We start from the raw sequence: 26,539 nt of genomic DNA on the forward strand, positions 1-26,539 counted from the left end.
GCGGGGGATCCGATCGTCTCGCAGGCGTTCATGCGGAGCTAGGCGTCCTTGGCCTGGCGGCGCTCGTCCCACCAGGCGAGGCGCTCGGCAATACGCTTTTCGAACCCGCGGTCGGTCGGCGCGTAGAAGGTCTGCGGCGTCATCTCGTCGGGCCAATAGTCCGACCCCGAAAAGGCGTTCTCGGCGTCATGGTCATAGGCATAGCCCTTGCCATAGCCGATATCGCGCATGAGCTTGGTGGGGGCGTTGCGGATCGCGGCGGGCGGCATCAGCGACCCCGTCTCGCGCGCCGATTTCCAGGCCGCCTTCTGCGCCTTGTAGACCGCGTTCGATTTGGGCGCGGTGGCGAGATAGACGCAGGCCTGGGCGATCGCGAGTTCGCCTTCCGGACTGCCAAGGAAATCATAGGTGTCCTTGGCGGCGATGCACTGGACGAGCGCCTGAGGGTCGGCGAGACCGATATCCTCGACCGCGGCGCGCGTCAGGCGGCGCAGCAGGAACAGCGGTTCCTCGCCCGCGGTAAGCATACGTCCGAGATAATAGAGCGCCGCCTGCGGATCGCTGCCGCGGATCGATTTGTGTAGCGCGCTGATGAGGTTGTAATGCCCTTCGCGATCCTTGTCGTACACCGCGACGCGGCGCTGGAGGAAGTTCGACAGCCCCGCCGGATCGAGCGGTTCAGGCAGGTCGACCGAGAATAGCGTCTCGGCCTGGTTGAGCAGGAACCGTCCATCGCCATCGGCACTGGCGATCAGCGCATCGGTCGCCTCGGGCGTGAGCGGGAGCGGGCGGTCCATCAGCGTCGCGGCGCGGGTCAGCAGCAGCTCGAGCGCGCCGCGGCCCAGTCGCTCGAGGATCAGGACCTGCGCACGGCTGAGCAGTGCTGCATTGAGCTCGAAGGACGGGTTCTCCGTCGTCGCGCCGACCAGCGTCACAGTGCCGTCTTCCACATAGGGAAGAAACCCGTCCTGCTGCGCGCGATTGAAGCGGTGGATCTCGTCGACGAACAACAGCGTACGCTTGCCCAGCCGCGCATGGTCGCGGGCTTCGGCAAACGCCTTTTTCAGATCGGCCACGCCCGAGAACACCGCGGAGATCGCGACGAACCGCAGATCAACCGCGTCGGCGAGCAGGCGCGCGATCGTCGTCTTGCCGGTGCCGGGCGGTCCCCAGAGGATGATCGACGACAGTCGTCCCGCCGCCACCATGCGCCCGATCGCGCCGCCTGCGCCGGTGATGTGATCCTGCCCGACAACCTCGTCGAGCGTCCGCGGACGCAGGCGATCGGCGAGCGGTGCGTTTTCGGGATGCGCGTCGGTTGGGGGGGCGGGTTCGAAACCCGCAAAAAGGTCGGCCATGCTCGCAATGTAGTCGATACGCCCGACTCTGCCACCCTGGGCCTAGCCTCGCGTTCCGCTGTCTGATGACGCGTCTCCTGCCCAAGACATGCAAAAGATATATCTTGAGAGATCTTGCGAAGCGCAGCTGAAGATATATCTTGCACGTATCGGGATGCGCTCGACAGGAGATTCGAATGTTCATGCACATGCACGGCCGCGGATGCGGTCATCGTGACGGACACCATGCCGCGATGGGCGGCGGCTATGGCGGCGGTCGGGGCGGCGGGCGCTTCGCCTTCGCCTGGGGGCCGGGTGAGGGTGAGCGGCCGGGTGGCGGGCGGCAGCGGCGGATGTTCGACGGGGGTGAACTGCGCCTCGTCCTGCTCAGGCTGATCGCCGACTCACCGCGCCACGGCTATGACCTGATCCGCGCGATCGAGGAGTTGACCGGGGGCGCCTATGCGCCGAGTCCGGGCGTGGTCTATCCGACGATCACGCTGCTCGACGAGATGGCGTTAATCGAGGAGCAGCAGTCCGAAGGCGCCAAGAAGCGCTTTGCGATCACGCCGGCCGGCACCACGCATCTCGACGAGAATGCAGAGCAGGTCGCGGCGTTGATGGCGCGGCTGGCCGCGGTCGGCGAGCACCGCGAACGCGCGGATCGGGCCCCCATCCGGCGCGCGATGGGCAATCTGCGCCATGCGGTGCAGGACCGGCTGCTCGGCGACGGCTTTTCGGAAGAGGCGGCGCACCAGGTGGCGGCGCTGATCGATGAGGTCGTGCAAAAGATCGAGCGCGTGAAGTGAGCGTGTCGGTCGCACGCGTGCCGACGCAATCGGCCAGCCGGTACCTTCAGCAGCTCGCCAAGCACTGGAGCCACAAGATGGAGGTGCGCTTCACCGAACAGGAGGGGCGTATCGCGTTTCCGGGTGGCGCGGTGCTCGATATGCGTGCGGACAGCCAGACGCTCGACGTCGCGCTGTCGGTGCCCGAGGGCGGGGATGTCGAACGGATGCGCGATGTGGTGTCGAGTCATCTCGACCGGTTCGCGTTTCGCGAGGCGCCGCTGACGTTCGACTGGGTGGACGCATAACCGGACGGTCGCGCGTCGCATTCAATCACCGGTGCCGGCGCGCCGTCACCGCGAGATAGGTGTCGAGTACCGTCTGGTTGATCGTGTCCCAGCGATAGCCCGCGGCCTTGGCGTGCCCGGCTTCGCCCATCGACTGCCGGAGCGCGGGATCCGACACGATCCGACCGATCGCATCCGCATAGGCGGCGATATCGGTGGGCGGTACGAGGAAGCCGGTCGTGCCGTCCTCGATCAGGTCGACCGCGCCGGTCGCGCGCGCGGCGACCACGGGCACGCCCGCCGCCATCGCCTCGAGCGTCACGTTGCCGAAGGTCTCGGTGATGCTCGGGTTGAAGAACACGTCCATCGACGCGACTGCGCGTCCGAGCGCGTCGCCCGACTGGAAGCCGGCGAACACGGCTTCAGGGACATGGCCCGCGAACCAGTCGCGCGCAGGACCCTGGCCGACGACGACGACACGGTGCGGCACGCCGCGGCGGCGCAATTCGGTGACCACGTCCGCAAAGACGTCGAGCCCCTTTTCCTTCACCAGCCGGCCGAGAAACCCGACCACCATCTCGTCGTCCGCGATGCCGAGCGATCGGCGCCAGGCCGTGTCGCGCCGCGCCGGGTCGAACCGCGCGTGATCGATACCGCGCGACCAGATACCGATCGACGACTTCACGCCCCAGCCGCGGAGCAGCTCGGCCATGCTGGGGCCGGGCACCAGGACCTCTTCCACACGGTTGTAGAAGCGCGTCAGCCGCTTCTTCGCGATCGGCTCGAGGAAGCCGAGCCGGTAATAGCGGAAATAGGTCTCGAACCGGGTGTGGAAGGAGGCGACGGTCGCGATGTCGCGTTTGCGCGCATAGGCGACCGCGGCATGGCCGAGAAACTCGGGCGCCGAGACATGGACGATATTGGGAGCGAACGCGTCGATGTCGCGGCGGACGCGCGGCGTGATCCCGAGTGCGGCGCGATATTCGCCGCGTCCGCCGACCAGCGGGATCGCGGGCACGTCGACCAGATCGCCGATCGCGGGGAAGGCGGGCTCCGCAACCGTCGGCGAATAGACCCGCACTTTCACGCCGCGCGACAGCAAATGGCCGACGAGCAGGTTCAGCGACTGGTTCGCACCATCGCGGACGTAATTATAGTTGCCGCTAAACAGGGCCACGCGGAGGTCGGTCGGCTGCATCGCTCGGGCGGATAGCGTTGCCCGTCGGTTAGCGCCAGACAATCCTCTGTCGCCGAGGCGGTGGCGTTTCGCCGCGCGGGTGATCGCTGTTCCCTTATCGTTCCTATCTGGCTACACCGCGGCGATGGCGAAAATTCAGAAACGGTATGTGTGTCAGGCGTGCGGTTCGGTCGCATCGCGCTGGGCCGGGCAATGCGCCGACTGCCACGAGTGGAACACGCTGGTTGAGGAGGCTAATACCGCCGCGACGCCGTTTCATTCGAAGCACAATCTCCAGACCGGCGGCCGCGCGATCCAGCTCGTCGGGCTGGATGCGGAGATCAAGCTGCCTGACCGGATGGCGACCGGCATCGCCGAGCTCGACCGTGCGCTGGGCGGGGGCTTCGTCGAGGGGTCGGCGACGCTGATCGGCGGCGATCCCGGGATCGGCAAGTCGACCTTGCTGTTGCAGGCGGCAGCGAAGATGGCGCTTGCCGGCCAGTCGGTGGCCTATGTCTCGGGCGAGGAGGCGGCGGACCAGGTCCGGCTGCGCGCGCGGCGTCTCGGGCTCGGCAACGCGCCGGTGCAGCTCGCGGCGGCGACCTCGACGCGCGACATCCTGACGACGCTGCAGACAAGACCGCCGGCGATGCTGGTGATCGATTCGATCCAGACGATGCATTCCGACCTGATCGAAGGCGCACCCGGCACGGTCAGCCAGGTACGGGCATCGGCGCAGGAGCTGATCCGGTTCGCCAAGGCGCGCGGGACCGCGGTCGTGCTGGTCGGCCATGTGACGAAGGACGGCAGCATCGCGGGGCCGCGCGTGCTCGAACACATGGTCGACACGGTGCTGAGCTTCGAAGGCGAGCGCAGTCATCAGTACCGGATCCTGCGCGCGATCAAGAACCGCTTCGGCGGCACCGACGAGATCGGCGTCTTCTCGATGCAGACCGAGGGGCTGGCGGAGGTCGGCAACCCGTCGTCGCTGTTCCTGACGACGCGCGACGACGCGATGACCGGCGCGACGGTGTTCCCGGCGCTGGAGGGGACGCGACCGGTGCTGGTCGAGATCCAGGCGTTGACGGTGCGGCTGGCGAGCGGCGCGACGCCGAGGCGCGCGGTCGTCGGATGGGATTCGGGGCGGCTGGCGATGATCCTCGCGGTGCTCGAGGCGCGGTGCGGGCTGAGCTTCTCGTCGGCCGAGGTCTATCTGAACATTGCCGGCGGGTACCGCGTGCAGGATCCGGCCGCCGATCTCGCGGTAGCCGCGGCGCTGATATCGGCGATGGCGGAGCGTCCCGTACCGGTCGACGCGGTCGCGTTCGGCGAGGTCGCCTTGTCGGGCGAGATCCGGCCGGTCGCGCACGGTCCGCTGCGTCTGAAGGAAGCGAGCAAGCTGGGGTTCGAGCGCGCGCTGGTCCCCGCGTCGATGAGCGACGAGAAGAGCGGCATGCGGCTGTCGGGGTTCAAGACGCTCGCCGCGTTCGTGGACCACATGCTCGGGCGGGGATGAGTCGGGCCGAGGCGTCCGGCGTCGGGGCCGGCGACCACGGGGTGGCGATGAACGGGCGGTTCGCGCGGCTGCACTAGCGGTTCGCGGCACTCGTCCCTATTCCAGACATCATGAACCTCACCGCCCTCGATGTCATCGTCCTGCTCGCGGTTGCCGGCGCCGCCGTGCTCGGCCTGATTCGCGGATTCGTGACCGAGGTGCTCTCGATGTTCGCCTGGGTCGCGATGGTCGCGATGCTCAAGTTGTTTCACATCCCCGTCGCGGCGGCGCTGACGCCGGTCATCGGGACCGTCAGCGGTGCGGCCGTGCTCGCCTTCGCGCTCATCACCGGGCTTACCTATATCGGCGGGCGGCTCGTCGCCAACGCGATCGGTGCGCGGACGCGGACGTCGATCCTGGGACCGGTCGACCGCGCGCTCGGATTCGGGTTCGGGGCGCTGAAGGGACTGATCCTCGCAAGCCTCGTCTTCCTGCTGGCGACGCTGGTGATCGACACGATGAGCGGCGGTGCGGCGCGGCGGCCCGAATGGATGACCCGCTCGCGCACCTATCCGCTGCTCAATGCGACAAGCGCGAGCATCGCCGATTTCGTCGATCGCCGCCGCCGCGGCAAACCGGTGTTCGGCACGAAGCCGAACGTTTCCCGATCCGATACCGCAAGTGAGCCGACCCCATGAACGCCCCCCTCTACAATGCCGAGATCCTGCGTCTTGCCGCGTCGATTCCGTATCATGAGCGCCTGACCGCGCCGATGGCGACTGCGGAACGCCGCTCGCCGATCTGCGGCAGCCGCGTGACGGTGGACGTCGATATGGGCGCGGATGGGCGCGTCGCCGCGGTTGGGCTGCTGGTGCGCGCCTGTGCGCTGGGTCAGGCGTCCTCGTCGTTGCTCGCCTCGAGCATCGTCGGGCGGACGCCTGCGGAGCTGGCGGCGGCACGCGATGCGATCACCGCCTGGCTCGCGCGCACCGGCGATGCGCCCGACTGGCCCGGGATGGATGTCTTCGCACCCGCACTCGACTATACCGCGCGGCATCCGTCGATCCGCCTCGCCTTCGAAGCGGCGGCGGAGGCGGCCGAGGCCGCGGCGAACACTGCGTCGGGTCATGCGGAGGTGTCGGTCACGGCCCCCGCGAGCGCATCTGCCGGGACCGATGTCTGATGCATGACGGCACGCCGACGTCGCTGTTGCGGGACGGGGTGGTCCTGCTCGGCTTCGGGCTGGTGTTCGTACTGCTGTTCCGAAGGATCGGCCTCGGCGCGACGCTGGGCTATCTCGTCGCAGGGGCGGTCGTCGGGCCGCATGTCCTGGGGCTGGTGGGTGACGCGGAGGCCAAGCTCGGCTTTGCCGAACTCGGTATCACGTTGCTGCTGTTCATCGTCGGGCTCGAGCTCAACCCGAGCCGGCTGTGGCGGATGAAGCATGAGATCTTCGGGCTGGGCCTGATGCAGGTGGTTGCCTGCGGTCTCGCGATCACCGCGATCGTGTGGCTCGGCGCGCGCTTCTCGCTGCCCGCCGCGCTCGCCTTGGGGCTGCCGCTCGCGCTGTCGTCGACCGCGCAGGTGTTGCCGATGCTGCAATCCTCGGGGCGGATGCGGACGCCCTTTGGCGAGCGCGCCTTCTCGATCCTGCTGTTCCAGGATCTGTCGATCGTCCCGCTGATCACGATCGTCGCGGCGATGAGCCGTAATCCCGCCGATGCGAATGCGCCGCCGGGATGGCTGCTCGCGCTCTACACGGTCGCCGCGGTCGTCGGGCTGATCATCGCCGGGCGGTTTCTCTTGCGGCCGTTCTTCCGGCTGATCGGAAATATGGGCGAGCGCGAGATGTTCGTGTTCGCCGGGCTGTTCACGGTCATCGCCAGCGCCGCGGTGATGGAATGGCTCGGCCTGTCGACCGCGCTCGGTGCGTTCATCGCCGGCGTGATGCTCGCGGACAGTCCGTATCGGCATGAGCTGGAGGCCGATGTCGAGCCGTTCCGGTCGATCCTGCTCGGGCTGTTCTTCCTCGCGGTCGGCATGCTGCTCGATCTCGGCGCGATCGCCGAGCGGCCGCTGTTCGTGCTGGCGATGGCCGCGGCGCTGATCGCGACGAAGACCGGCGTGATCATGGCGATCGGCATGGCGTTCAAGATGACCTGGCGGCAGGCCTTCGCGCTCGGCCTGTTGCTGAGCCAGGGCGGCGAATTCGGGTTCGTGCTGTTCGCGCAGGCGCAGGCGGGGCTGCTGATCGATCCGGAAGCGGCGAGCCTGTTCGGCGCGATCATCACGCTGTCGATGGCGACGACGCCGTTCCTGATGGGGATCACCCGCCGGTTCCGGACCGAGCCGATTGCCCCGGGCACCGATCGCGAGGGCCCGGTCGCCGACGGCGCCAATGCGATCATCGTCGGCTATGGTCGGTTCGGGCAGACGGTCGGTCAGATGCTGCTGGCACAGGGCATCCCGGTCACGCTGATCGATACCGATATCGAGATGATCGACATTGCAGGCGAGTTCGGGGCCAAGGTCTATTACGGCGACGGCACCCGGCTCGACCTGTTGCGCCAGGCGGGGGCGGCGGACGCCGAACTCATCTGCATGTGCATCGACGGCGATCAGATAGAACCCGAGACGATCGCGGCGATCCACGAGGCGTTTCCCAAGGCGGAGATCTATGTCCGCGCGTTCGATCGCCGCACGCTGGTCAAGCTGAAGAACGGCCCGGCGACCTATGTCGTTCGCGAAGTTCTCGAATCGGCGGTGAAGATGGCGCGGCTGGCACTGCGCGGGCTCGGCGTTGCGCCGGCCGAGATCGATCGCGCGGAGGAAGCGTATCGGGCGCGCGACAAGGAGCGGTTGCGCATCCAGATCGCCGCCGGCGACATTCGCGCGGCGCGCACCGAAACCGCGCAGCGTTTTCCATGGGGGAATGATCCACAATGATGCTCGTCGTTCTGGCAGCGCTGTCGGGCGCCATCGCGGTCGCGGCGGGGGCGTTCGGTGCGCATGGCGCAAGCGGTGCTGCTGTGGAGTGGTTGAAGACGGGCGCGCAGTATCAGCTGATCCATGTCGTCGCGGCGCTGGTCGCGGTGCGGATGGAGGCGCGGGGGCCGGCATGGCTGTTCGTCATCGGCGCAGCGATCTTTGCGCTGACGCTCTACGCCATGGCGCTGGGGGCGCCGCGCTGGTTGGGTGCGATCACGCCGATCGGCGGCGCGTTGCTGATTGGCGGCTGGCTGTGGCTGGCGTGGAGCGCAGCGCGCAGCTGACGGTGCTGCTGCGCTAGCGTTTCTTGCGGCAGGCATCCGAGCAGTAGATCACCGAATCCCAGTCTCGCGCCCATTTTTTGCGCCAGGTGAAGGGCCGTTCGCAGGCGGGGCAAATCTTCGTCGGCAGGTTCTGCTTGGCAACGCCATTGGGCATCAGCGGGGCTCCGCGTCGAGGAAGGCGGCGACATCGGCGAGATCGACGGTCGTGTCGAGATAGGTCCGGCCGATCCCGCGGGCGAGCAGGAAGGGCAGGGTGCCCGCCGCCATCTTCTTGTCGTGGCGCATGTGATCGACGAGCGTCGCGCCATCCGCGGCGACATGCGCGCCGGCCAGTCCGTCGGGGAGCTGAACCGCGCGCCAGTGCGCCGCCACCCGGTCGGCCTCGTCGCGCGGGCACAGTCCGTGGGCCGCCGAATAGCGGAACGCCAGCGCACAGCCCGCGGCGACGCCCTCACCGTGGATCAGCGTCTGCGAGAAGCCCGTCTCGGCCTCGAGCGCATGGCCGAAGGTGTGGCCCAGATTGAGCAGCGCGCGCGTGCCGGTCGTCTCATGCTCGTCCGCCGCGACGATGCGGGCCTTTGCCGAGACGCTGTGGATGATGGCGTATTCGCGCAGCGCGATGTCGCCGGCGAGCAACGCCGCGCCGTTCGCCTCGCACCAGGCGAAGAAGGCGGGGTCGTCGATCAGCCCGTATTTCACCACCTCGGCATAGCCCGCGCGCAGCTCGCGGATCGGCAGCGTGTCGAGCACCTGCGGATCGATCAGGACCATCGCCGGCTGGTGGAAGGCGCCGATCAGGTTCTTGCCCACACGCGTGTTGATCGCGGTCTTGCCGCCGACCGAACTGTCGACCTGCGCGAGCAACGTGGTCGGGATCTGGACGAAGCGGCAGCCCCGCTTGAGGATGGCGCAGGCAAAGCCGACGAGATCGCCGATCACCCCGCCGCCGAGCGCGACGACGTGATCGCCGCGCTCGATGCCGATGTCGAGCAGTCGGTCGCACAGCCGCTCCAGCGTCGCCCAGCTCTTCGATCCCTCGCCGGGCGAAAGAACGATCGCCTCGCTCGCGACGCCGTGCGCCGTGAGTGACGCCTGCAGTGTCGCCAGATGGCCGCTCAGATTTTCGTCGGTGACGATCGCCATCGTCCGACCACGCGCGAGCGGCGCCAGATGATCGCCGGCATCCTCGAGCAGGCCGGCCCGGATATGGATCGGATAGGTCCGTGCGCCCAGATTCACGGTGATGACGGTCATAGGCCGATGGCTTTCAGGATGGAGGCGACGGTCGCCTCGTGCGGCGCCTTGTTGCTGGCGATATGGATATGCGCCTTGGCGTAGATCGGGTTGCGGACGCGCGCGAGCTCGGCAAGCACCTGGCCCGCGTCGCGGTTGCGCAGCAGGGGGCGGGTGTTGCGACGCCCGACGCGCTCGACGAGGATCTCGGGCGGTGCGCTGAGCCAGATCGCGGTGGCTTCGGCGAGGATCAGGCTGCGCGTCTCGTCGTTGATGAACGCGCCGCCGCCGGTCGCGATGACCTTCGGCGTGCCGTCAATCAGCCGCGCGATCACGCGGCGCTCGCCGTCGCGGAAATAGGCCTCGCCATATTTGGCGAAGATCTCGCTCACGCTCATGCCGGACGCCGCCTCGATCTCGTGATCGGCGTCGACGAAGGGCAGCCGCAAGCGGTGCGCGAGGCGGCGGCCGACGGTGGTCTTGCCCACGCCCATAAGGCCGACGAGCACGATCGGGGGGCCGCTCCAGGGGGCAATCGGGTTGTGGCTTTGCAACATCGCGGTCCGCGCTATACAGCGGCACTGCGCGGGGGGAAACGGCATCCGCATGCCTATTCGCATCCGTCAGCAATGTCCTATCAGTCATTACAAGGTTTTGCGTATGTCCCGCCTGATAGTCTCGGTCGTCGTTATCCTGGTCGTCGTCGTCGGTGGGTTGTTCCTGCTCGCCGGTCGCGCCACGGAGCGCCCGCAGACGCAAGTCGAGAAGGCCGTGACGCTTGCGAACCTGTCCTAAGGTCACGCTGGCGGCGCTCGCCGCCGCCTGCAGCCTTGCCGCGCTCGCGCCGGCGATCGGGCAGGACCGACCGGAATCACTCCTGCCGCCTGGTTTCGGTGACACGACGCCAGCCCCTGCGCCGCGCCGGACTCCGCCGGCCCCCAGCCCGGCGCAATCGCAGCCCAACGGGTCGGCGCCAGCGCGGTCTGCACCGTCGACCCCGTCTTCGGGCCCGACCGCGTCCCCCGGCGCTCCCGTTCCGGCGCCGCCGGCCGGGATGGCGACGATCCAGCCGCTGCCCGCACCCGATGGCAGCATTGCGCCGCTGACGACGACGCCTGCCGCTGACACGCCGCCACCGATCGATCCGGCGGTGCTCGCGCAATATGAGATGCCGGCCTCGGCCCGCCGTTCGCTCGACCGTGTGGGGCCGATCGGTCCCGGCGAGGGCGGCCTTGCGGCCGACGCGTTCGGCGATGCCGAGGGCCCCTATCTCGAAACGCTGATGCGGCGGTTGAGTGCGCCGCTCCCGTCGCGCTGGATGTCGATCCTGTTGCGGCGAGCGCTCGTGTCGCGGGTCGAGACCCCGGTCGGCGTCAACGGCGCGGATTTCGCCGCCGAGCGCGCCTGGCTGTTGCTGCGCATGGGCGAGTCCGTCGCCGCGCGTGCGGTGGTGCAGGGCGTCGATACCGGCAATTACACACCCAAACTCTATCAGGTGGCGATGAATGCCGGTCTCGCCGCGGGCGATCCGGGGGCGTTGTGCCCGCTCGTCGAGGGCGCGATGCTACGCGCGCCGGCACGCGGCTGGACGATGGCGCAGGCGATGTGCGCGGGGCTGTCGGGATCGCCGACCCAGGCCGGCACGCTGATCACCGCGGCACGGCGCCGCAACGTCGCGTCGGGCGTCGACATGCTGCTCGCGCAGAAGGTCGTCGGCGCGGGCGGGCAGGGGCGTCAGGCGGTCACGATCGAATGGGATTCGGTCGACCAGCTGACTTCGTGGCGGTTCGGCCTGGCGATGGCGACCGGCGTCGCCGTTCCCGATGCGCTGTACCGGACCGTCGGCGTGCAGGCGACCTATTGGCGGGCGCTGTCGCCTGCGATGACGATCGCCGACCGCCTGCCCGCCGCGGACGCCGCCGCGGCGCAAGGCGTTCTGTCGAGCGCGGCGCTGGTCGATCTCTATGCCGCGGCGGAGGCGGACGACAGCGTGCAGAGCGCGGCGTCCGCGATCGTGCAGGACCTGCGGACCGCCTATGCCGACCGCAATGCCGAAACCCGGATGACCGCGCTGCGATCGATCTGGGGCAAGGCGGAGGACGCGTGGCCGTCCTATGCCCGGATGGTGCTGACCGCGCGGGCGGCGGCACGGATCCCGCCCGCAAATGGCGAACGCGATGCGGACCGGATGGTCGCCGCGATGCTGTCCGCGGGGCTCGACCGGACGGCGGCGCGCTGGCGTGGCACGGTCGCCAAGGGGGGCGATGGCTGGGCGATGATCGCGCTGGCGGATCCCGATGCGACCGGTCGCCTGAGCTATGGCGATTTGGCGGCCTATAGCGGCGGCCGTGGCGATTCAGCCCTGAAGCAGCGTCTGCTGTTCGCCGGACTGGCCGGTCTCGGGCGTCTGAGCGCGGGCGATATCGAACGGGCCGCGCAGGCGCTGGCGGTTCCGATCGGCACCGAGAATGGCTGGACGCGTGCGCTCGACAAGGCAGCGCGAGCGGGCCAGCCGGGGACGGTCGCGCTGCTCGCGGCGACGGGCATGCAGACCGCCAGCTGGCACGGCATGCCGCCCGAGGCCTTGTACCGGATCGTGGCGGCCCTGCGCGCCGTGGGTCTCGAGGGCGAAGCGCGGATGATCGCGGCCGAGGCGATCGCGCGCGCGTGACGCGGTCGCGATCATGACCGATGCGGTCGCCGGGGCCAATCCGGTCGAGCGCGCGCCGCTGCCAGCGAGCGACCGGGCGCTGATCGAGCGGTTCCTCGAGATGATGGCGGCGGAATCGGGCGCTGCGGCGAACACGATCGCGGCGTATCGCAGCGATCTCATGCTCGCATCACGCGTTGCGGAGGGCGGGCTGGCCCGCGCGGATGGCGATGCGCTGGGGCGGCTGGCGGACAGCTGGAGCAGCCTGTCGCGCGCGACGGTCGGCCGCAAGTCTGCAGCCTTGCGCCGGTTCTTCGGATTTCTCGCCGACGAAGGGCATCGCAGTGACGATCCGGGCAAGGCGCTGCCGCGGCCGGGCACGGCACGGCCCTTGCCGAAGATCCTCAGCCATGCCGATGTCGACCGGTTGTTCGCCGCGATCGTCGAGCGCGTCGCGCGCGATCCGATGGATCCGGCCGACCTGCGGCTCTCCGCGCTGATCGAACTGCTTTACGGATCGGGGTTGCGTGCGACCGAGCTCGTCAGCCTGCCACGCGCCGCGGTGCATCCCGACCGGCCGTTCCTGATCCTGCGCGGCAAGGGCGGGCGCGAGCGGCTCGTGCCGATTTCCGACCGGGCGCGTGCCGCCGTCGCGCTGTGGCGCACGCATGTCGCGGCGGATCAGCCGTGGCTGTTCCCTTCCGGCAAGGGGCATTTGTCACGGATTCGCCTGTACCAGATCGTCAAGGCGCTGGCCGCAGAGGCGGGGGTGCCCCCCGACCGCGTCAGCCCGCATGTCCTGCGCCACGCCTTCGCGACGCATCTGCTCGCGGGTGGCGCCGATCTGAGGGCGTTGCAGGCGATGCTCGGGCATGCCGATATCGCGACCACGGAGATCTATACGCATGTCGAGGCGAGCAAACTGATCGAGCTCGTCAACACCCGCCACCCCCTGACCGATCCGGAGCACGCGACCTCACGTTGACGTTCCGGCGCGCGCCCCGTAACCGACGCGGATGCCAAGCTTCCTCGACTTTGAGAAACCCATCGCCGAACTGCAGGGGCGGATCGACGAACTTCGTGAGACCGCCAGCGATGGCAATCTCGATCTGTCCGCCGATATCATGCGGTTGCAGGCGAAATCCGACAAGCTGCTGAAGGACACCTTCGCCCGGTTGACGCCGTGGCAGAAGACGCAGGTCGCGCGCCATCCCGAGCGGCCGCACTTCAAGGATTATGCGGCCGCGCTGTTCGAGGAATTCGTGCCGCTCGCCGGTGACCGGGCGTTCGGCGACGACCAGGCGATCCTGGGAGGCTTTGCGACGTTCCGCGGCCGCAAGATCATGGTGCTCGGCCATGAGAAGGGCGACGATACCGCGAGCCGGTTGCGGCACAATTTCGGCATGGGCAAGCCCGAGGGCTATCGCAAGGCGATCCGCCTCGTTGAACTCGCCGACCGTTTCGGCCTGCCGATCGTGACGCTAGTCGATACGTCGGGGGCGTTTCCCGGCATCCAGGCGGAAGAGCGCGGACAGGCGGAGGCGATCGCCCGGTCGACCGAAGCCTGCCTGAACGCAGGCGTGCCAATCGTCTCGGCGATCGTCGGCGAGGGCGGATCAGGTGGCGCGGTCGCGCTGGCGGCGGGCAATCGCGTGCTCATGTTCGAACATGCCATCTACTCGGTGATCAGCCCCGAAGGCTGCGCGTCGATCCTGTGGCGTACCGCGGACAAGGCGGCCGAGGCGGCGGAGGCGATGCGCATCACCGCGCAGGATTTGAAGGCGTTCGGCGTGATCGACACGATCGTCCCCGAACCGCTGGGTGGCGCGCACCGTGACCGCGCGGTGGCGATTGACGCGTTGGGCGACGCGCTGACGGATGCACTAGACTCGCTTGTTCCGTTGTCGCCGGTCGAGCTGCGCAAGGAACGCCAGGCCAAGTTCCTCAAGATGGGTCGTCTCTGACCCCCATAGCAAAAGGGCGGCGAACCCGGAGGTTCGCCGCCCTATGCCGACCGTTTCGATCCGAGGATCGTCGAGATCAGCTCGATGCGTTCAGCTTGGTCGAGACGTTGTTGAACGTCTTGTTCAGGCTGCCACCCAGGCCCTGCATTGCGGCGATGGCTGCGACGGCGATCAGCGCGGCGATCAGGCCGTACTCGATTGCGGTTGCGCCCTTGGTGTTCTTGAAAATTTTCCGAAGCGTCTGCATTCCGGTCTCCATCGTTAAAAGCATCAGTCACCCGGCCGCCCGGGGCTACACCGGATCAGCAATTCCGTGACTAGACGTGACCCATTGAGAAAAGCTTAAACGGGCGGATTTTTGCTATGGTTAGCGCGCGTTAGCTACTCGGTTGTGCAGCATGCTCCAGAGCGCCGTAGTGCCATCAGCAAGATAGACGAGTCCGGCAATCATGCCGAGAACGACGAGCGCAAGAATAAGGCCGTATTCGACTGCGGTAGCGCCGCGCCGGTCGGTGATGAGCGCGGCCGCAGCGGCGCGGATCTTGCGACGCATGGTCTTTACGACGATCAGCTTCGGCTTCATGGCATGCCCTATACAGCGCGGAGATTAACGAATGACCAAAGTCGCTTACTTGTTGCCGGTCGTCGCCGCCGCGCTGGTCGATGCGGACGGCCGCGTCCTGCTACAGCAGCGCCCCGAGGGCCGCTCGCTTGCAGGTCTGTGGGAGTTTCCGGGCGGCAAGGTCGAGCCAGGCGAAACGCCCGAAGCCGCCTTGATCCGCGAGTTGGAAGAGGAACTGGCGATCACCGTGCCGCAGGCCTGCCTTGCCCCCGCCGCCTTCGCCAGTGCGCCGCTCGACGACCGGCATCTGCTCCTGCTTCTCTATATCACGCGCAAATGGACCGGCGTGCCGCGCGCGCTCGAGGCATCCGCGTTGCGCTGGGTCCGCCCGGCGGACATGCACGACCTGCCGATGCCACCTGCCGACCGGCCGTTGATCGGACTGCTCGACGCCTTGTTGTGAGCTCACCTCCGGCGTTTCGGCGCCAAAGGGCAGACGGCGTCAGTCGATCCGGTACTGGATCGGTTTGAACGCACCGCCATTGGACTGGAGCGCGGAACAGGCGGTCAAGCCGATGATCAGGTCCATCTCTGCGCGGAACGTGACGGTGTCGCCGGCGCGGCTGAGCGGTGGTTCGACCGTGAACGCCCCCGTCGTGCCATCGATCGGCACGTTCATGAAGCAGTTGAACGCGACCGGGATCGCATCCGGCTCGATACCATAAGGCGCGAGCGCCGCCGCGAGATTGCCGAAGCAGCCCCGGTGCGGATCGGTGTCGCCGTAGATGATCGCGAAGGTTTCCTTCGAACACGGCGTCAGCAGGAAATCATGCCGGCCGACATCGTCGGCGATGATGTCGAGCATCACGGTGCTGCGGTTCGAATAGAGCCGGTCGCCCGTGGTGAGATACAGCCGGCTGGCATAGTCCAGCGTCCGCCCGGACGAAATCACTTCGCGCGTGTCGGCGCGGCTATAAGCCAGAAGATCGGCGACCTGCCGGCCCTCGGGATCGATCACGGTCAGCGTCTGGCCGCGATCGAGCGTGAAGGCGGTCCCCGACCGGGGACTGATCGTCTCAACCATGTGCACTGCTCCGCTTGAACGGGCATTTCCAAGAATCGTCGACGGCCCGCCCGCTATACTGGCGTGCCTCGCTCGATTCGCCGTGCCGCGCAAGCATCGGGTTCATCGACCCCGCCAGCTCGAGATCGCGCGCCAGGATCGACGTGCGCAACTTATCGTAGCGCTGTTGCGTCCGCAGCACCTCGAACTGATCGTGGAGGTTGAACACCATCGCCGGCGCCTCGAAACGACGCGCGGGGCGGCTGGCCTGCGGATGCAGGCCGACGACGAAAAACGCCTCGCCGGAAAAGCTCAGCGAAAAATGCGGATCGTCGGGATCGGCGCTGACCGAGGGATCGGGACGATGGCCTAGCCACGCGTCCTTGTCGCTCAGCGACTGGGCCCGCGCCCAGAGGTGCGCTTCGAATTCCTCTTCGCTCAGGTGCGTGGCACTGTCGGCCGGACCTTCGAACAGCACCACGAGCGTCCGGAAAATCGCGCGGTCCTCATGATATTTGCGGACCGTGTCGCCCAGCATCGGCAGGATGCGTAGATCGTCCCATGCCGATCGAAGGTCGCGCGCGACGATGATGTCCATCTGCCCCTTCGCCAGCGCCGACTTGGCGCCGACACATGGAAAAGCAGTGTCCTTGATCGTCGCGATGAACGCGCGTGCGAGCGGATGGTCGTTTTGGGATTGCGGCTGATACATGGTCGACGAGGAACAGATGGCCGGCGGCTTTGTTTCGCCTTCGACGCGATTGACTCATCTCGATCAATATGAATCCGCTGATGAGCGCGTCACGTGCGCGGTATTGCGGTGGGGAAACAGGCATGCTGACGGAAAAATTTTTGCTGGGCCGAGGCCGCGAGGACCTGAGCGCACAGGAAAAGCAGATCCTGGAGGACAGCGTCGCCGAGGTAAGGTCGCTGCCGCCGCGCCATCGCCTCGTGCGTGCCGGCCAGCCCGTCCAGACGAGCACGCTGCTGCTCGAAGGGTTCATCTGCCGTTACATGGATGATCGGGATGGTCTGCGGCAGCTCGTCGCCGTCCATATCCCGGGGGATTTTGTCGATCTTCACGCCTTCCCGATGAAGCGGCTGGATCATGACGTCGCCACATTGGGGCCGGTAAAGGTCGCGACGTTCGAACATGAGACGCTGAAGACGATCACCGAACGGCATCCGCATCTGACGCAGCGGCTCTGGTTCAGCACGCTGCTCGATGCGGCGATGCACCGCGAATGGATTTTCCGGATGGGGCGGCTCGGCGCCGAGGGCCGCGTGGCGCATCTGTTCTGCGAGATCTACGCACGACTGGCGATGGTCGGCTTGGCGAAGGACGGCTGCTACGCGCTGCCGATGACCCAGCCCGATCTGGCGGAGGCCTGCGGCATCACCGGCGTCCACGTCAATCGCGTGCTGCGCTTGCTGCGAGAGCGCAAGCTGGTGACATTCCGGGCAAATACCGTCGAGATCATGGATCCAGCCGGGCTGGCGAGTGTTGGTGAATTTCAGCCCGACTATCTTTACGGGACGAGCGCCACCCCCGCCGGAGCCTTTGCATGAACGACAGGTTGAAGCCGGAGGACGAGCCGGGCGTGGCGGCGGCCGAGCAGGGGCAGGTAACGCTCGATGGTCCCAATGGCCTGGCGATCGCGATGACGCCCGCGGCGGCGGCCGAAACGGGCCGCCGGCTGATCGAGGCGGCACGTCTGGCTGAACAGCAGTCCCCGCCTTCAAACGCTATGGATCGGCATTCAGAGGCGTCTGACGACGTCTAGTCCCGGGCAGCCTGACCGGTCCTTTGGCGCCCTGGACACGGCCTGCCGGCGCGGGTCGGGGGGGGGCGCCGCGGCACGCGGGGTTCCGCATCTGCACATTGTCTCTATGATGGCGTCAACATCGTCCGGGAGAACCATGTGCATTTTCTACCCCTCGCAATCAGTGCAGCCGCATTGATGGCGTCAGCATCTACCATGGCGCAGACCGCGGTCGCGCCCTCCGCCAATCCGCTGCTTGCCGACTGGACCGGCCCCGCCGGCGGGGTACCGCCCTGGGACAAGGTCCGCCCCGAACTGTTCCCGCAGGCGTTCCAGACGACGCTGGCGGAGCGCACCGCCGAATATCGCAAGATCGCCGACAACCCGGCCAAGCCGACCTTCGCGAACACGATCGTGCCGATCCAGCTTGCGGGCAAGCGCTACGGGCAGGTGATGACGCTGTTCGGCGTGATGACGGGCAACATGAACACGCCCGCCTATCAGAAGCTCGACCGCGAATGGTCGCCAAAATTCTCCGCCGCGTCGGATGCGATCACGTTCGACAAGCCGTTGTTTGCGCGGATCCAGGCGGTCTACGACGCGCGCAATTCGAGCGGGCTGGACGCGCAGCAGATCCGGCTCGTGACGCGGATCTATGACAGCTATGTGCGCCAGGGCGCGAAACTGAACGATGCCCAGAAGGCGCAGCTTTCTCAGTATAACCAGCAGCTCGCGACGCAGTTCTCGACCTTTGGCGAGAAGTTGCTCGCCGACGAGAGCAAGGCGATCTCGGTCACCGACGAAGCGCAGCTGGCCGGGCTTCCCGACAGCGTGAAGGCGGTCGCCAAGGCCGCGGCGGCCGAGCGCAAGCTGCCGGGCTTCGCGATCGTCAACACGCGCAGCGCGGTCGATCCGGTGCTGACCTACGCGACCGACCGCGCCCTGCGTGAGAAGGTGTGGCGCGCGTTCGTCAATCGCGGCGATAACGGCGATGCCAACGACACGAACGCGACGATCGCGCAGATCGTCAAGCTGCGTGCCGACCGCGCGCATCTGCTCGGGTTCAAGACGCATGCCGACTGGCGGATGCAGGACACGATGGCCAAGACGCCCGCCGCGGCGATGGACCTGATGATGCGCGTCTGGCCCGCCGCCAAGGGGCGCGTCGCCGAAGAGGTCGCCGACATGCAGAAGATCGCCGGCGCGTCGCTGACGATCGAGCCCTGGGATTACCGCTTCTATCAGGAGAAGGTCCGCAAGAGCCGCTACGATCTCGACCAGGCGCAGCTCAAGCCGTATTTCGAGCTCGGCAACATCATCCAGGGATCGCTCTACGCCGCCAACCGGCTGTACGGGCTGAACTTCAAGGAGATCACCGGCACGGTGCCGGTGTTCGAGCCGAACATGCGTGTGTGGAGCGTGACGGACAAGGCCGGCAAGGATGTCGGGCTGTTCTACCGCGACGATTTCGCGCGGACCGGCAAGCGCTCGGGCGCCTGGGCGAACACCTATCGCGGGCAGCGCGGGCTTGCCCCGGCGCAGCTGGTGCTGTCGTCGAACAACAATAACTTCGCCAAGGGCGCACCCGGCGAGCCGATCCTGATCAGCCTCGACGATGCGCAGACGCTGTTCCACGAATTCGGCCATGCGATCCACGCGATGCTGCAGAACGTCCAGTATCCGGGCCTTGCAGGGACGCCGCGCGACTTCGTCGAATATCCGAGCCAGGTGAACGAGCATTGGCTGCTCACCCGCGACGTGCTCGACAAATATGCGCGGCATTACCAGACCAAGGCGGCGATGCCGCAGGATCTGCTCGACAAGATCGAGAAGTCACGGACGTTCAACCAGGGTTTCGCCACCGCGGAATATCTGTCGTCGGCAATCGTCGACATGAAGATCCACACCGTGGCCAATGGCGTGATCGACCCGGACAAGTTCGAGGCGGCGACGCTCGCCGAAATCGGCATGCCGAAGCAGCTGGTGATGCGTCACCGCGTGCCGCAGTTCCAGCATCTGTTCTCGTCCGACAGCTATTCGGCGGGCTATTACAGCTATCTCTGGTCCGAGACGATGGACGCGGACACGTTCGCTGCGTTCGAGGAGGCGGGCAGCCCCTGGGACAAGCCGACCGCGGACAAGTTCGCCAGGCTCCTTCTGTCGACGGGTAACGAGACCGATCGTGCCGAGGCGTATCGCGCCTTTCGCGGTCGCGACCCGGATGTGAACGCGTTGCTCAAGAAGCGCGGCTTTGCCCCAACTCAAGCCGCACAGGACGCGAAATAATGGCCCCCGATCAGAAGACACGCCTGAAAGCGATCATCGGCGGATCGACCGGCAATCTCGTCGAGTGGTTCGACTGGTACGTCTATTCCGCCTTCACGCTCTACTTCGCACCGCATTTCTTCCCGTCGACGGATCGCACCGCGCAGCTGCTTAGTGCGGCGGCGATCTTTGCCGTCGGCTTCCTGATGCGGCCGATCGGCGCGTGGATCATGGGAGTCTATTCGGATCGCCACGGCCGCAAGGCGGGGCTGACGGTCGCGGTGACGCTGATGTGCGCAGGCTCGCTGATCATCGCATGCACGCCGGGATACGAGACGATTGGCGTGTTCGCGCCGATCATGCTGGTGATCGCACGCCTGATGCAGGGGCTGTCGGTCGGCGGTGAATATGGCGCGTCGGCGACGTATCTGACCGAAATGGCAGGCAAGGATCGCCGCGGCTTCTTCTCGTCGTTCCAGTATGTCACGCTGATCTCGGGCCAACTGCTCGCGATCTGCGTCCTGCTGGTGCTGCAGTCGACGATGAGCGAGGCGGCACTCGATTCTTGGGGCTGGCGCATTCCGTTCGCGATCGGTGCGGTCCTCGCCGTGGTCGTGTTCTACATTCGTCGCGGGCTGGCCGAGACGCAGAGCTTCGAGAATGCCAAGTCCGAGGCGGGCGACGGCAAGCCCAAGTCGGGCTTCCTCCAGCTGATCACCAAGCATCCCCGTGAGACGATGACGGTGATGCTGCTGACCGCAGGCGGTACGCTCGCCTTCTATGCCTACTCGATCTACATGCAGAAGTTCCTGGTGAACACGAGCGGCTTCAGCCGCGAGGTCGCGAGCCAGATCAATGCCGCGACGCTGTTCGTGTTCATGCTGCTCCAGCCGATCGCGGGCGGGCTGTCGGATCGGGTCGGCCGCAAGCCGCTGATGATCGCGTTCGGCATTGCAGGCGTGCTGTTCACCTATCCGATCTTCACCGCGCTCGAGACCGCGACCAACCCGATCTATGCCGGGTTGCTCGTCATGGCGGCGCTGCTGATCGTGACGGGCTACACCTCGATTAACGCGGTCGTGAAGGCCGAGCTGTTCCCCGCACACATCCGGGCGCTGGGCGTGGCCTTGCCCTACGCGCTCGCCAACACGCTGTTCGGCGGGACCGCCGAATATGTCGCGCTCAAGTTCAAGGATTCCGGGTTCGAGCGCGGCTTCTACTGGTATGTGACCGGGATGATCGCGGTGTCGCTGATCGTGTATCTGCGGATGAAGGATACGCGGACCAACAGCCAGATCGTCGAGGACTAGGCGAGCATTGTCCCCCTCTCCGGTGGGGAGGGGGAAGACCGGTCAGCGCGGGAGTTCGATGATCGCGTCCAGGCCGCCGCCCGTGCGGTTGACGAGGCGGATCTCGCCGCCGGCCTCGCGGATGATGGCGCGGGCGAGCGCAAGGCCCAGTCCGATACCACCGGTTTCGCGATTGCGTGACGTTTCAAGCCGGGTGAACGCGTCGAAGACGTCGCCCATGCGATCCTCGGGGATCCCGGGTCCCTGATCGGCGACGATGATCGCGACGCGACGCGCGTCCGCCTCGACGCGGACCTCCGCCGACACGCCATATTTGACCGCATTCTCGATCAGATTGCGAACCGCACGCCGGATCAGCGAGGGCCGCAGGTGCATCCGCAGTCGGCCCGCCTCGACGAACGTCACGTTGTCACCGATATCGCGGAAATCCTCGACCACCGCGTCGACCAGCGCCGCCAGATCGACATCGGTCGGTGGCTCGCTCGGGCGGCCGAGCCGGGCGAGCGAAAGGATGTCGTCGAGCGTGCGGTTCATCTCGGCAATCGTGTCTGCCATCCGGGTGCGATCGGTGTCGTCCTCGACAGACTCGATGCGGACACGCAGTGCTGCCAGCGGCGTGCGCAGGTCATGGCCGATCGCACCGAGCATCCGATCCTTCTCGTCGAGCATCGCGGTGACGCGCAGCCGCAGCGCGTTGAATGCGGCGACCAGCGCGGCGACGTCGTCGGGGCCGCGAACCGACAGCGCGATGCCCGGCTCACCCGGCCGGAACGCCTCCGCCGCAGCGCGCAGATCGCGCAACGGGCGCGACATCCGCCGGACGATCCACAGCACTGGCAATAGCACGATGACGTACAGGATTGCGGTCTGGCTCAACAGTGCGAACAGCAGCCGCCAGCCCGGCTGCGGCCACGGCGCGGTGATCGCCAGCCACCCGCGGCCCGGCTGTTCGACCGCGATCACCAGCGTTCCGCCCTGCCGGTCGCCCTGTCGATCACCCTGCCGGTTGGTGTTGCGAAGACCCTTCCGCCGCCGGGGCTCTGCATCGTCGTCGGAAACCGGGCGCAGACCGGTATCGATCCGGCCCACCGTCAGCCCTTGGTCGGCAAGCTGGCGACGGAGTTCCGCCGCGACCTCCGGATGCCGTTGATAGGCGAACGGGGCGATCGGGTTGGTCGCCAGTCGACGGACCCGGCCGCGGTCGGCGGTCAGCGGTCGCCCGGCATGCGCCTCGCGTTCGAGCGCATCGGCAATCCGCGTCGCCACCGGTCGCGTCGCCTGGGCGAGACGAAATTCGGTCCTGTCGCGAAGGATGAGCCCGAAATTGATCGCCTGCGCGACGAACAGAGCGAGTGCGATCAGCAGCGCCATCTGCCCTGCCAGACTGCGCGGCCAGGGTCGGGACGCCGTCACGGGTGCGTGATCACAGGCGGATGACCTCTGCCGCCAGCGTATAGCCGCCGCCCCAGACCGTCTTGATCAGTTCGGGCGTCTTCGCATCCGCCTCGATCTTGCGCCGCAGCCGGCTGACCTGATTGTCGATCGCGCGATCGAACGCGGCGGCCTCGCGCCCCTGGGTCAGATCGAGCAGCTGGTCGCGGGTCAGGACCTGGCGCGGTCGCGTGACGAGCGCGAGCAGCAGGTTGTACTCGCCGGTCGACAACGGCACCGACACGCCTTCACGGTCGACCAGCGCGCGTTCGCCCGATTTCAGCACCCAGCCGGCAAAGGCGTAGGAATTGGCCTCGGGCGCATGCTGACGTGCGCCGCCCGCGGTGGCGCGGCGCAGGACGACCTTCACGCGCGTCGCGAGTTCGCGCGGCGAGAAGGGCTTCACGACATAGTCGTCCGCGCCCATTTCCAGCCCGACGATCCGGTCGGTTTCCTCGGCGCGCGCGGTCAGCAGGATGACCGGCACGTCGCTGGTCGCGGCGATGTGGCGGCACAGGCTCAGCCCGTCCTCGCCCGGCATCATGATGTCGAGAATGACGAGGTCAATCGCATAGGCGGTCAGCCGCGTCCGCGCGGCCTCCGCGTCGCCCGCCTGCGTGACGCGAAATCCCTGCTTGGTCAGATAGGCGGCCAGCGGCTCGCGGATCGAACGCTCGTCATCGACGAGCAACAGATGCGGCATGTCTCCCATGGGGGCGACGTCTAGCATGGTGCGTGTCCAAAGGAAGCGCCGGACGATCGCAGACCGTCCGGCACGCAGGGGCAGGGGGGCGGATTACTGATCGGTATCGCCGCCCGGCCGGTCCATCCGGTGCCCGCGACCATGGCGCATCGCACGGCGATCCGGCCGCTCGCTCGCGTCGAGCCGTCCGTCACGATTGGCGTCCATCCGGTCGAAACGCTGCCCGGCACGGTCGATGAATTCGGCCCGCGTGAGCACGCCGTCACCGCCGCCGCGCTTGCCGCGCATCATCTGGCCCTTCCTGCCGTCCGCCATGCCGGCACGCTCGGGCGGGAGCGTCTTGCCGCGTGCCGCCATCCGGGCCTCGCGACGGTCGCGCATCGCTTCGCGTGCCGCCTGACGTTCGGCCGCGGTCACGATGCCGTCGCCGTCGGCGTCCAATCGGGCGAACTGGGCCTCTGCCTGCGCGACGACTTCGGCGCGGGTGAGGACGCCGTCGCGATCGGTGTCAGCCTGCATCATAGGCCCGCCGCGCATCCGGCCTGCGTGCCGCGGGCCGGGACCGCGGGGGGCAGCTTCGGGCGCCGCCTGCGTCTGGCCGGCTATGGTCGTCTGCAGCGCGGCGCGATTGGCGGCGCTGGTGGCGGCGGCGTCGGCGCGGTCGGCGGGGGCGGACTGTGCGCCGCATGCCGTGGCGGCAAAGCTGCTGGCGGTCAGCGCCAGCGTGAGCAGGGTCTTGCGCATCGCGTATCTCCGGTCGGACGGGGCTGATCCCCATCGAATGTCCCGGTTATGACGGTCGGCTGTCACGACGCTTTGTCAGGTGAGGGATAAACTGTCGCAATCTGTATCGTGCAGGTCACATTCGCGCGCGGCCGACCTGACGTGGCCGTCAGGCGAAGATCGCGACGCTCTGCATCTGTTCGGCGATCGGCAGGCCTTGCGCGTTCCAGATCGCCATCGACTGGCTCGAACTGCCGTCGCGGACATAGTCGGTCGTCGCGCGCAGCAGCCACCAGCCATCCTGCGTCACCGGCTGCGGGCCGAGAATGTTGAGCAGCCAGGTCATCGAGCTGAGCGGTGCCGGCCCGCCGAGCAGCTTGAGCGCGGAGGGTGGCAGGCAGTCCGCGACCGCGATCAGCTCGACCATCGAATCGAGCCCCTCGCGATCCGCCAGCCGGACCCAGCGCAACCATTCGGCGGGGCCGACGCTGTCGTCGCGCCGGTCGAGCAGATCGAAATTGCGCGAGAAGGCGACCGCGCTGTGGCCGCGATAGGTCGCGGTGTCGGCGTCGGGTACCGCGAAGGCGGGCGCGGTGCCGGTGTGGTGGTCGACGCGCGAGGCGATCGGCCCCATGAAGACGAAGGTGGCGCGCAGCCCGAGCCCTGCCGCGCTTTCGACGTCCGCCTGGACGAACGCGGCATTGCGGCCGCGTCTTAGCCGCGTCGCGCGGATGACGATGTCGCCTGACAGCGGCCCGATGAACGAGACTTGCGCCGACCGGAGCGGTGGCAGGTCGGTGTCCGACATTTGCGCGGCATGCAGCGCGAGCGCGGCCGAGAACCCGCCATAGGCGGTGCGCCCCTGCAGCCAGTTCTCCGGAACGGTCCCACGCCAGCCGTCCTCGGTCGGTTGCAGCGCGTCGATCGCCTGTCGGAGACTGATCATGCCGGCGTGCCCGTCAGGGAATCGCGCAGCTCGCGTTTGAGCACCTTGCCGATCACGCTCCGGGGGAGTTCGCTGGTCGGATGGATGCTTGACAGGCGCTGGGTCTTGCCGAGCTGCGCGTTTGTCCACGCGAGGATTTCCGCCGGGTTCGCCGCTGGGGAGCGAGGGACGATGACCGCGACCGGCGTCTCGCCCCACGCCTCGGACGGCATGCCAATGACCGCGCAGTCGGCGACGTCGGGATGTGTGCCAAGCACCGCCTCGAGGTCGGAGGGGTAGATGTTGAACCCGCCCGAGATGATCAGGTCCTTCTTGCGATCCATCAGGATAAGAAAGCCGTCCTCGTCGAACCGACCGACATCGCCGTGGCGAATATAGCGGTTGCCCTCGGCATCATACCACTCGGCGTCGCGCGTCGCGTCGCTACGGCCGTGATAGCCATTCATCATCGCGGGCGAGCGGCCGACGACCTCGCCCATTTCGCCCGGCGGCACCTCGACACCGTCGTCGTCGATCAGGCGGATCTCGTGCCCCGGCATCGGCTGACCCACGCTATGCAGCTTGGTCGGATGCGCGGTCGCGTTGAGCGCGCAGCTCGCCCCGCCTTCGGTCATGCCGTAGAACTCGACGAGCAACCCTGGCCAGCGTGCGACAACGTCGGCCTTCAGCACGGCGGAGAAGGGCGCGCTTGTGCTCGTCTTAAAGCGGAAGGCCGACAGGTCGAACGCGTCGAAATCGGGGAGTGCCATGATCCGCTGATACTGGACCGGGACGAGCATCGTGTGCGTCGCGCGGTAGCGCTCGGCGAGCGTCAGATAGCCGCGCGCGTCGAACTTGCCCATCAGTACGACGCTGCCGCCCCAGCCGAGCGTCGGCAGGACACTGACGAGCGTGGTGTTCGAATAAAGCGGGGTCGCGATCATCGTGACCGCGGTGTCGAACCCTGCGGCGCTGTTGCGCGCGATATGCGCCCAGCGCATCGCATGGCTCTGGACGATCCCCTTGGGCGTGCCGGTCGTGCCCGACGAGTAAATGATGTTGAAGGCATCGCCATGCGCGATCGCCACGGGCGTGGGGCGCGCACCATCGGGCGCGAGCCAGCGCTCCAACAGCTCGGCGTCGCCGGACCCCTCGGGCGGCAGGGAGGCGTCCGACAGGAGCAGGATCCGCGCGGTGACGCGTTCGTTCGCCAGAGCCTGCGCCATGGCCTCGTCCAGGACGACGATCGGTGCGCCGCTGTCCGCGATCATCGCCGCGATCGCTGCGGGAGTCGCCGACGGCGCGATTGGCGTCGCGACACAGCCGGCCCGTACCGCGCCAAGGAAAACAGAAAGATAGCTGGTCGACGGCGCGGCGACGATCGCGATCGCCTGTCCCGCGGCGATGCCGTCGCGTTGCAGGGCCGCCGCGACGCGGTCCATCGTCCGGTCGAGCGTCGCATAGTCGATACTGCCCTGCGAATCCGCAATGGCGGTCGAGGATCCGCGTTCGCGGGCGTGTGCGCGGATCAGATCCGGCAGGGTCGCGAAGTCGGTAGCGAGCAAATCGGAGGCGATCGTCATATCCGCGT

Annotated in this window: 30 protein-coding genes; 16 read left to right on the forward strand and 14 right to left on the reverse strand. The window is 67.5% G+C overall.

The annotated features are described in order from the left end of the window. Positions 1–38: 38 nt before the first annotated feature. Complete coding sequence (locus IFT71_RS14570; RefSeq protein WP_192141741.1) at positions 39–1,358, reverse strand: replication-associated recombination protein A; 1,320 nt, start codon at positions 1,356–1,358, stop codon at positions 39–41. A 176-nt stretch (positions 1,359–1,534) separates the two neighbouring features. On the opposite strand from IFT71_RS14570, the gene IFT71_RS14575 reads away from it, so the two are divergent. Both IFT71_RS14575 and IFT71_RS14580 read left to right on the forward strand, forming a co-directional pair. Next, the gene (locus tag IFT71_RS14575; RefSeq protein ID WP_446740765.1) at positions 1,535–2,146 is read left to right on the forward strand and encodes a PadR family transcriptional regulator; all 612 of its coding nucleotides are present in this window, start codon (positions 1,535–1,537) and stop codon (positions 2,144–2,146) included. Next, entirely contained in the window at positions 2,143–2,433 is a 291-nt protein-coding gene (locus tag IFT71_RS14580) for a DUF2218 domain-containing protein (RefSeq protein ID WP_192141743.1), read from the forward strand. The genes IFT71_RS14575 and IFT71_RS14580 overlap by 4 nt, the downstream gene beginning before the upstream one ends. Before the next feature lie 25 nt (positions 2,434–2,458). Here the strand turns inward: IFT71_RS14580 and IFT71_RS14585 are convergent, their stop codons facing one another. Beyond that, positions 2,459–3,610 carry a glycosyltransferase family 4 protein gene (locus IFT71_RS14585; protein ID WP_107929808.1) on the reverse strand — a complete coding sequence of 384 codons (1,152 nt, stop codon included), beginning with the start codon at positions 3,608–3,610 and terminating at the stop codon, positions 2,459–2,461. Between the two features lie 124 nt (positions 3,611–3,734). On the opposite strand from IFT71_RS14585, the gene radA reads away from it, so the two are divergent. The 5 genes from radA to IFT71_RS14610 all read left to right on the forward strand — a co-directional run bounded on the left by radA (position 3,735) and on the right by IFT71_RS14610 (position 8,356). After that, on the forward strand, positions 3,735–5,105 hold the full coding sequence (gene radA, locus IFT71_RS14590; protein WP_192141745.1) for a DNA repair protein RadA: 1,371 nt from the start codon (positions 3,735–3,737) through the stop codon (positions 5,103–5,105). A gap of 110 nt (positions 5,106–5,215) precedes the next feature. Beyond that, positions 5,216–5,782 carry a CvpA family protein gene (locus IFT71_RS14595; protein WP_031439610.1) on the forward strand — a complete coding sequence of 189 codons (567 nt, stop codon included), beginning with the start codon at positions 5,216–5,218 and terminating at the stop codon, positions 5,780–5,782. Beyond that, a complete protein-coding gene (locus IFT71_RS14600) occupies positions 5,779–6,267 on the forward strand; it encodes an iron-sulfur cluster assembly scaffold protein (protein ID WP_183936366.1) in 489 nt (162 codons plus the stop codon). Before IFT71_RS14595 ends, IFT71_RS14600 begins: the two co-directional genes overlap by 4 nt. After that, positions 6,267–8,030 (forward strand): cation:proton antiporter domain-containing protein, encoded by a 1,764-nt coding sequence (locus IFT71_RS14605; protein WP_031439608.1) that lies wholly within the window; start codon positions 6,267–6,269, stop codon positions 8,028–8,030. Before IFT71_RS14600 ends, IFT71_RS14605 begins: the two co-directional genes overlap by 1 nt. Further along, the gene (locus IFT71_RS14610; protein WP_192141747.1) at positions 8,027–8,356 is read left to right on the forward strand and encodes a DUF423 domain-containing protein; all 330 of its coding nucleotides are present in this window, start codon (positions 8,027–8,029) and stop codon (positions 8,354–8,356) included. The genes IFT71_RS14605 and IFT71_RS14610 overlap by 4 nt, the downstream gene beginning before the upstream one ends. A 13-nt stretch (positions 8,357–8,369) precedes the next feature. Here the strand turns inward: IFT71_RS14610 and IFT71_RS14615 are convergent, their stop codons facing one another. The 3 genes from IFT71_RS14615 to IFT71_RS14625 are packed head-to-tail and all read right to left on the reverse strand — an operon-like array spanning position 8,370 to position 10,146. Beyond that, a complete protein-coding gene (locus IFT71_RS14615) occupies positions 8,370–8,510 on the reverse strand; it encodes a DUF2256 domain-containing protein (protein WP_081874135.1) in 141 nt (46 codons plus the stop codon). Beyond that, positions 8,510–9,610: a 3-dehydroquinate synthase gene (aroB, locus tag IFT71_RS14620; protein ID WP_192141749.1), complete on the reverse strand. Its 1,101-nt coding sequence runs from the start codon at positions 9,608–9,610 to the stop codon at positions 8,510–8,512. The genes IFT71_RS14615 and aroB overlap by 1 nt, the downstream gene beginning before the upstream one ends. Beyond that, positions 9,607–10,146 (reverse strand): shikimate kinase, encoded by a 540-nt coding sequence (locus IFT71_RS14625; RefSeq protein WP_031395245.1) that lies wholly within the window; start codon positions 10,144–10,146, stop codon positions 9,607–9,609. The genes aroB and IFT71_RS14625 overlap by 4 nt, the downstream gene beginning before the upstream one ends. A gap of 103 nt (positions 10,147–10,249) precedes the next feature. On the opposite strand from IFT71_RS14625, the gene IFT71_RS21745 reads away from it, so the two are divergent. The 4 genes from IFT71_RS21745 to IFT71_RS14640 are packed head-to-tail and all read left to right on the forward strand — an operon-like array spanning position 10,250 to position 14,203. Continuing rightward, on the forward strand, positions 10,250–10,384 hold the full coding sequence (locus tag IFT71_RS21745) for a hypothetical protein (RefSeq protein ID WP_260171443.1): 135 nt from the start codon (positions 10,250–10,252) through the stop codon (positions 10,382–10,384). Next, positions 10,368–12,260 carry a hypothetical protein gene (locus IFT71_RS14630; RefSeq protein WP_192141751.1) on the forward strand — a complete coding sequence of 631 codons (1,893 nt, stop codon included), beginning with the start codon at positions 10,368–10,370 and terminating at the stop codon, positions 12,258–12,260. The genes IFT71_RS21745 and IFT71_RS14630 overlap by 17 nt, the downstream gene beginning before the upstream one ends. 13 nt (positions 12,261–12,273) lie before the next feature. Further along, positions 12,274–13,224 (forward strand): tyrosine-type recombinase/integrase, encoded by a 951-nt coding sequence (locus tag IFT71_RS14635; protein WP_192141753.1) that lies wholly within the window; start codon positions 12,274–12,276, stop codon positions 13,222–13,224. Positions 13,225–13,255: 31 nt separating this feature from the next. Then, a complete protein-coding gene (locus tag IFT71_RS14640) occupies positions 13,256–14,203 on the forward strand; it encodes an acetyl-CoA carboxylase carboxyltransferase subunit alpha (RefSeq protein ID WP_192071274.1) in 948 nt (315 codons plus the stop codon). 76 nt (positions 14,204–14,279) lie between these two features. Here the strand turns inward: IFT71_RS14640 and IFT71_RS14645 are convergent, their stop codons facing one another. Beyond that, positions 14,280–14,450: a Flp family type IVb pilin gene (locus IFT71_RS14645; RefSeq protein WP_183936360.1), complete on the reverse strand. Its 171-nt coding sequence runs from the start codon at positions 14,448–14,450 to the stop codon at positions 14,280–14,282. Between the two features lie 120 nt (positions 14,451–14,570). Continuing rightward, entirely contained in the window at positions 14,571–14,786 is a 216-nt protein-coding gene (locus IFT71_RS14650) for a Flp family type IVb pilin (protein ID WP_443029542.1), read from the reverse strand. 31 nt (positions 14,787–14,817) lie between these two features. Here IFT71_RS14650 and IFT71_RS14655 point away from each other — a divergent pair, with 31 nt between their 5' ends. Then, positions 14,818–15,228, forward strand: a complete 411-nt coding sequence (locus tag IFT71_RS14655) for a (deoxy)nucleoside triphosphate pyrophosphohydrolase (protein WP_037529009.1) — start codon at positions 14,818–14,820, stop codon at positions 15,226–15,228. A gap of 39 nt (positions 15,229–15,267) precedes the next feature. Here IFT71_RS14655 and IFT71_RS14660 read toward each other — a convergent pair whose 3' ends face one another. Continuing rightward, on the reverse strand, positions 15,268–15,849 hold the full coding sequence (locus IFT71_RS14660; RefSeq protein ID WP_031439601.1) for a DUF1989 domain-containing protein: 582 nt from the start codon (positions 15,847–15,849) through the stop codon (positions 15,268–15,270). Beyond that, a complete protein-coding gene (gntA, locus tag IFT71_RS14665; RefSeq protein ID WP_192141755.1) occupies positions 15,842–16,540 on the reverse strand; it encodes a guanitoxin biosynthesis heme-dependent pre-guanitoxin N-hydroxylase GntA in 699 nt (232 codons plus the stop codon). The genes IFT71_RS14660 and gntA overlap by 8 nt, the downstream gene beginning before the upstream one ends. 122 nt (positions 16,541–16,662) lie before the next feature. Here gntA and IFT71_RS14670 point away from each other — a divergent pair, with 122 nt between their 5' ends. The 4 genes from IFT71_RS14670 (at position 16,663) to IFT71_RS14685 (ending at position 21,166) form a co-directional block, all read left to right on the forward strand. Then, the gene (locus IFT71_RS14670) at positions 16,663–17,397 is read left to right on the forward strand and encodes a Crp/Fnr family transcriptional regulator (protein ID WP_192071272.1); all 735 of its coding nucleotides are present in this window, start codon (positions 16,663–16,665) and stop codon (positions 17,395–17,397) included. After that, positions 17,394–17,612 carry a hypothetical protein gene (locus IFT71_RS14675; RefSeq protein WP_192141757.1) on the forward strand — a complete coding sequence of 73 codons (219 nt, stop codon included), beginning with the start codon at positions 17,394–17,396 and terminating at the stop codon, positions 17,610–17,612. The genes IFT71_RS14670 and IFT71_RS14675 overlap by 4 nt, the downstream gene beginning before the upstream one ends. A gap of 195 nt (positions 17,613–17,807) precedes the next feature. Beyond that, positions 17,808–19,877 carry a M3 family metallopeptidase gene (locus tag IFT71_RS14680; protein WP_244654942.1) on the forward strand — a complete coding sequence of 690 codons (2,070 nt, stop codon included), beginning with the start codon at positions 17,808–17,810 and terminating at the stop codon, positions 19,875–19,877. Next, a complete protein-coding gene (locus IFT71_RS14685; RefSeq protein ID WP_056406182.1) occupies positions 19,877–21,166 on the forward strand; it encodes an MFS transporter in 1,290 nt (429 codons plus the stop codon). Before IFT71_RS14680 ends, IFT71_RS14685 begins: the two co-directional genes overlap by 1 nt. Positions 21,167–21,208: 42 nt before the next feature. On the opposite strand, the gene IFT71_RS14690 is transcribed toward IFT71_RS14685, so the two are convergent. The 5 genes from IFT71_RS14690 to IFT71_RS14710 all read right to left on the reverse strand — a co-directional run bounded on the left by IFT71_RS14690 (position 21,209) and on the right by IFT71_RS14710 (position 26,531). Next, entirely contained in the window at positions 21,209–22,537 is a 1,329-nt protein-coding gene (locus IFT71_RS14690) for a sensor histidine kinase (protein ID WP_192141761.1), read from the reverse strand. Positions 22,538–22,589: 52 nt separating this feature from the next. Then, positions 22,590–23,309, reverse strand: a complete 720-nt coding sequence (locus IFT71_RS14695; RefSeq protein ID WP_031395033.1) for a response regulator — start codon at positions 23,307–23,309, stop codon at positions 22,590–22,592. Between the two features lie 84 nt (positions 23,310–23,393). Then, positions 23,394–24,044 carry a hypothetical protein gene (locus tag IFT71_RS14700; protein ID WP_192141763.1) on the reverse strand — a complete coding sequence of 217 codons (651 nt, stop codon included), beginning with the start codon at positions 24,042–24,044 and terminating at the stop codon, positions 23,394–23,396. Positions 24,045–24,192: 148 nt separating this feature from the next. Further along, positions 24,193–24,969, reverse strand: coding sequence for a thioesterase family protein (locus tag IFT71_RS14705; protein ID WP_192141765.1), 777 nt, complete (start codon positions 24,967–24,969; stop codon positions 24,193–24,195). Next, positions 24,966–26,531 (reverse strand): class I adenylate-forming enzyme family protein, encoded by a 1,566-nt coding sequence (locus tag IFT71_RS14710; RefSeq protein WP_192141767.1) that lies wholly within the window; start codon positions 26,529–26,531, stop codon positions 24,966–24,968. Before IFT71_RS14710 ends, IFT71_RS14705 begins: the two co-directional genes overlap by 4 nt. Between the last annotated feature and the right edge of the window lie 8 nt (positions 26,532–26,539).

This window comes from Sphingomonas sp. CFBP 13733 (assembly GCF_014841795.1).
Taxonomy (GTDB): domain Bacteria; phylum Pseudomonadota; class Alphaproteobacteria; order Sphingomonadales; family Sphingomonadaceae; genus Sphingomonas; species Sphingomonas aerolata.